The 4,261-nt window shown below is 39.9% G+C and carries 1 protein-coding gene and 2 pseudogenes; 1 reads left to right on the top strand and 2 read right to left on the bottom strand.

Going from position 1 to position 4,261, the window contains the following annotated elements; translation table 11 throughout:
- Nucleotides 1–144: pseudogene (locus H6H03_RS41070) on the bottom strand (Uma2 family endonuclease); the annotation flags it as partial.
- Nucleotides 145–429: 285 nt separating this feature from the next.
- Between H6H03_RS41070 and H6H03_RS39335 the strand changes: the two are divergent.
- Nucleotides 430–1,161, top strand: coding sequence for a hypothetical protein (locus H6H03_RS39335; RefSeq protein ID WP_190960385.1), 732 nt, complete (start codon nt 430–432; stop codon nt 1,159–1,161).
- 141 nt (nt 1,162–1,302) lie between these two features.
- Here H6H03_RS39335 and H6H03_RS39330 read toward each other — a convergent pair.
- Nucleotides 1,303–4,261: pseudogene (locus H6H03_RS39330) on the bottom strand (hypothetical protein); the annotation flags it as partial.

Raw genomic sequence — 4,261 nt, 5'->3', positions numbered from 1 at the left:
GGCTTCTGAACCACCCGACATAGTAATAATCTCTCCATTACGGTATTCATGACGTTCTGGGCTGGTTTGTTCGATTGCCCGATACTCGTCTAATGTCAGGCGAGTTCCTACTATATCTGAGGAGCTAGTTTCAGCAAAGACCACAATTAGACCTCTTAAATAATTAGCCCTAACACTATTATCTGTAACTGGAGGAAGAATTGGCAAAACTCGTAATGCTTTCCCAGTGACTACTGCACCGCTTCGGGGAGATCCTTAAAAATAAATCCCAAGTCTTGGTGGTTTTGAGTGGGCTCCCGTCGGTTATTCGTTTTAATACTGGAGTTTAGATTTATTTCGGGTTTGTGCCTAACCAGCAAAACCTAGAATTTAAACCTCAAATATAGTACATTAATACTATAAAACATATTGCTGATTAGAGCTAAATATATGAGGCAAGTAGTTAGACAAATTAAAGAGCGTAGCAAAATCGAAATTGAATTAAATAATATCAAATATCAGTTTTGGAGATTGGACGACTACGAATATGCAAAGCTTAGAAAGAATAGCATTCCAATCAAAGAAGATTACACACTCTATAAGCAACTTTATTCACCATACCGTAGGGACAAGGATAAGCTCAGTTTAGGAAAATCATTTGTTATCTTAACGTGGTTACTTGGAGAAAGTAGTGATTACTATGATGATTGGAAAGGCTCATTCTATTTCCCGTTATTACTAGTAATTAAAAAAGAAAGAGGCGATTTATTTTATTTGCTGAAAATTTACGACCATCGTGGTTCGCTTGATTTTGGTTTATACAAAATTTCAGATAATGAACTGAAGGATCACAAAAATGATATATTACATGACCCGTTTGATTCCGAATTCTCTCGGCAGGAAATAAATTCTTTCTGGAGTTATTTTTATGGTTATATGCTTGGACTTTCTCAGAGCATGAAACTGTTTATCTGCCCTTTACCATTCATGAAAATGATTGATTCTAATCATATTATTTATGGTTTTAAAGACTGTCAGTTTTTTGAGGAACAGTATAACACAGAATCAGAATATCATGCAGCAATTCAAAGTTATAAATCATCAATTGATATTAGTACTTGGAATTCACAAAAGATGAATCTTATGTTGCAAGATATTACTAGCAATGTAACTGAAAATTAGGAACGAGCATATATATAAAGTATAAAGGATTTGGCAAGATTGCTCACAATATTTCACCTACTGCTTGCCTGTTGTAGTAACTTGCTGTCCCAAGTGTAAAGTCCTAAGTGAGTGTTGATTGAACTGTGCCTTTTCTAAGTTTTACCTTTGCAACCCTGTTGCCTGTTTTTGATTTTTTTCTAAAACTTCATCAAGTTTGCTATTAGCACTCTCGAAAGAGTGCAAAACTTGAGGAGTAACTTTGTTGATCTGCACTTGGCCAGATTTGACAACTAGAATTTGTTCGCCGTTTTTGTGAGCGATCGCCAAGTCTTTCTGCTTTTCGTTCAACATCAAATCGTAAACTTTACCTTGAACACGGGCAGTACCATCATCCGCGCTCTGACCTAAATTTGATGCCAATTTTTGAGAAATTTGGGCAATTCGGCTGACTGTATCTTTTTCCATTGCGGCCAGGGCTTTTGCTGATAATTGATTAGTAACTTTGAACTCCAATGCAATTTCGACAATTCGTTGCTTGTAGGCTTCTGGCTTACTTAAATTATCAGCCGCAATGTACCACGAGCGCAGATGGTCGATGGTTACGGTTTGAGATTCTTGGCTAGGTGCAGCTTTATTTTGCTGCTGCGGCTGTGGCGTTTGGGCTGATGCCTGACATGATAGTGTACTAACGACTGGCTGTGGTGGTTTCAAATGTTTTGGACGCTCAGGCAGCGTAAGCACTTTCTCTTTGTACTCTGATTCAGATTCAATCACCTCACCAAACTTCTTGGTCATCAAACCAAATACTGGTTCAGGGATGGATGAGTTAGCCAAGGTAAAAACAGCCAAGCCCTTTTTAGTTTCCAGTGGTACATCTTCTGGTGGCAGTTGGGAAATCGCAATGTTTTTGTCAGTAAGCCAGTTAGTTACTGCTGAAAGCTTATGATTATCTACCACGAGTTGAGTCAATCCCAGCATTTTATCTTCTGATGTGGCAAATAATATTGTAGGACGCTCTTTTATTTTGTAGAGAATTGCCGCAGTTTTTTCTATCGCTGCTTGCTGTTCTTCGTTAGTTATCTGTTGACTAAACGCTTGACTTTCTTTCGTCCAAACTTCGGGATACTCAACTGTAGCGGGGTCGATTTTCACAATCATTGTTGTTGAGATATTACTTTGCAATGTGGCTGGTACTGGAGTCAGTCTCCCAAAATTCAAAACTCCCAATTCTTTGAGAGCTTCTTTATCCTTTTTAAAATGTACTACTCCAAGCGGCTCCCCATCCAGAAATACTGCATCTCTTGTTTTTAATGGTGGCACTTCTAAGGTGATTTTTCTATATTCACCGTCACGAAAAATCTTGCCTTTATAATCATAAGAATTAATTTTATCAATCTTCAGCAAATTGCCATTGGGAGATTCAGCAATCAAGAACGCATAATTTTTACTGTCGGAAATAGTTGTTAGTTTTAAATTGAGGGGATTACCATCTTTAACATAATTAAATGCTTGAAGCTGTTTGAGGGAATCAGCGTCCAACTCTCCTAACACTTGACCATCTAACTTAATTTTTACTGTTTCATTCGGTACTGGTACTGTTCCAATAGATAACATCACCTCTTGAGCATGAAAAAGTTTGTCGGCATAAGCAAATTTCTTAATTTCTCTAATAGTAAACTCTATTGGCTCATTGCCTGGAAGAGAAATTGTGGCAGAGGCTGTGTATGTTTCCCCTGGCAACACATTAGCCATCGCCTTTGTACCGATGGGCAATTGTCCCGTTCTCGGCTCTAGTGGTGCAAATTCTTTATATTCACTATCACCATCTTGCACAAACACTAATCTCGAAGCATGGCGTTCATGCTCCGGTGGATGGTGTGATGCCCTAATCTCAATTGCGTATTTCTCATCCCGATTCCAAGTTTTATCCTTGAATTGGTTCGCCTCATTACTCAGAGTCCCCACTCTTAACTCGGTAAATTGCAGCTCCCCCAGCCGGGATATGATTTCATCGCCAAACGCCGCAAACACAAAGTTGGGATTTTTTTTCTGGATCGTAGATTTATTTTGAGACTGCCTATCTTCCAATTCATCCTGCCTCGCCGCCCCCACACTCCACGCCGCCGCCGCCGCCGACAATCGCTCTTGTTGTGGTATGCTCGAACGAAATTCTTCAGCGAATTTATAAGCTTGCGAGAACATCAATCTCGTTTGCTCTTTGGTTAGTTCGGGTCGAAACTCAACCACACAAGCGTTACTGGCTGACATCCCAGGTTTGAGTCCATTTTCTTCAATAGACTGTGGGCTGAGGGTGCCTAGTCTACGGTACTTGGGCTGGCCATCCTCACCAAGTTCGTTGTTGATTTGGGCTAGAGCTAGCAGCTTTGAGGATGGGTTGTCTGTTTCTAGTTTTAGATTAATCGTCTGCGCTTTTTTAATGCTTGGATGACCGTAGCGAACGAGGTTTGTGATTTCCAACTTCCTCTTCTGCTGCGTTTGGATGATGACACTGGGCCCTCGCTCTGTCTGGCGCCGCTTCTCCATTGCTACGGCGGTGTTGTACAGGCGATCAAATTTGTACTTGGCAGCGTAAGCGCTAAATCTCTGTTGCGGTGTGAATTCTACTCCTTTAAATAGATTGCTGAATTGGACTATAGGGCGAGATTCAAGTTGGGACTCTTGGAAATATTTGTTAGTTTGGCTAATCAGAAGTTCTACTGGTGAATAGCCAGTAGGTGTAATCCCTTCATTTATATAAACTGAACGGGACTTTTTATCTTTAATATAGTTAACATCACGATACAAATAGCGGCTGTTTTCCCTGATTAAATCCATCTCAGGTTTTTTAGAACTTTTGAATAAATCGACTGCTATTTGGTTTTGGTAGCATCCCTCTTCAGTAGCTTGGCGGTAAAGAAGGCGATTAACATCTGCGGCTTGTTCTATCGCTTCAGGAGCTTGAGACTGGGCGAGTGCAACAAACTGTTGCATTAATGATTTGTATCCTTGTGTGATTGGTTTCGACTTTTCGCCATTTTCCTGTTCAAATAGTGTTTGGTAATGAGTCGATACTTGGCGAATATAATTTAATTTTTGTTCATTAGTGCCATAAGTTCTA

This window comes from Nostoc paludosum FACHB-159, assembly GCF_014698835.1.
In the GTDB taxonomy this organism is placed as follows: domain Bacteria; phylum Cyanobacteriota; class Cyanobacteriia; order Cyanobacteriales; family Nostocaceae; genus Nostoc; species Nostoc paludosum.
The sequence above is the reverse complement of the archived record's forward strand: the minus strand, read 5'-3'. Positions and strand labels throughout refer to the sequence as shown.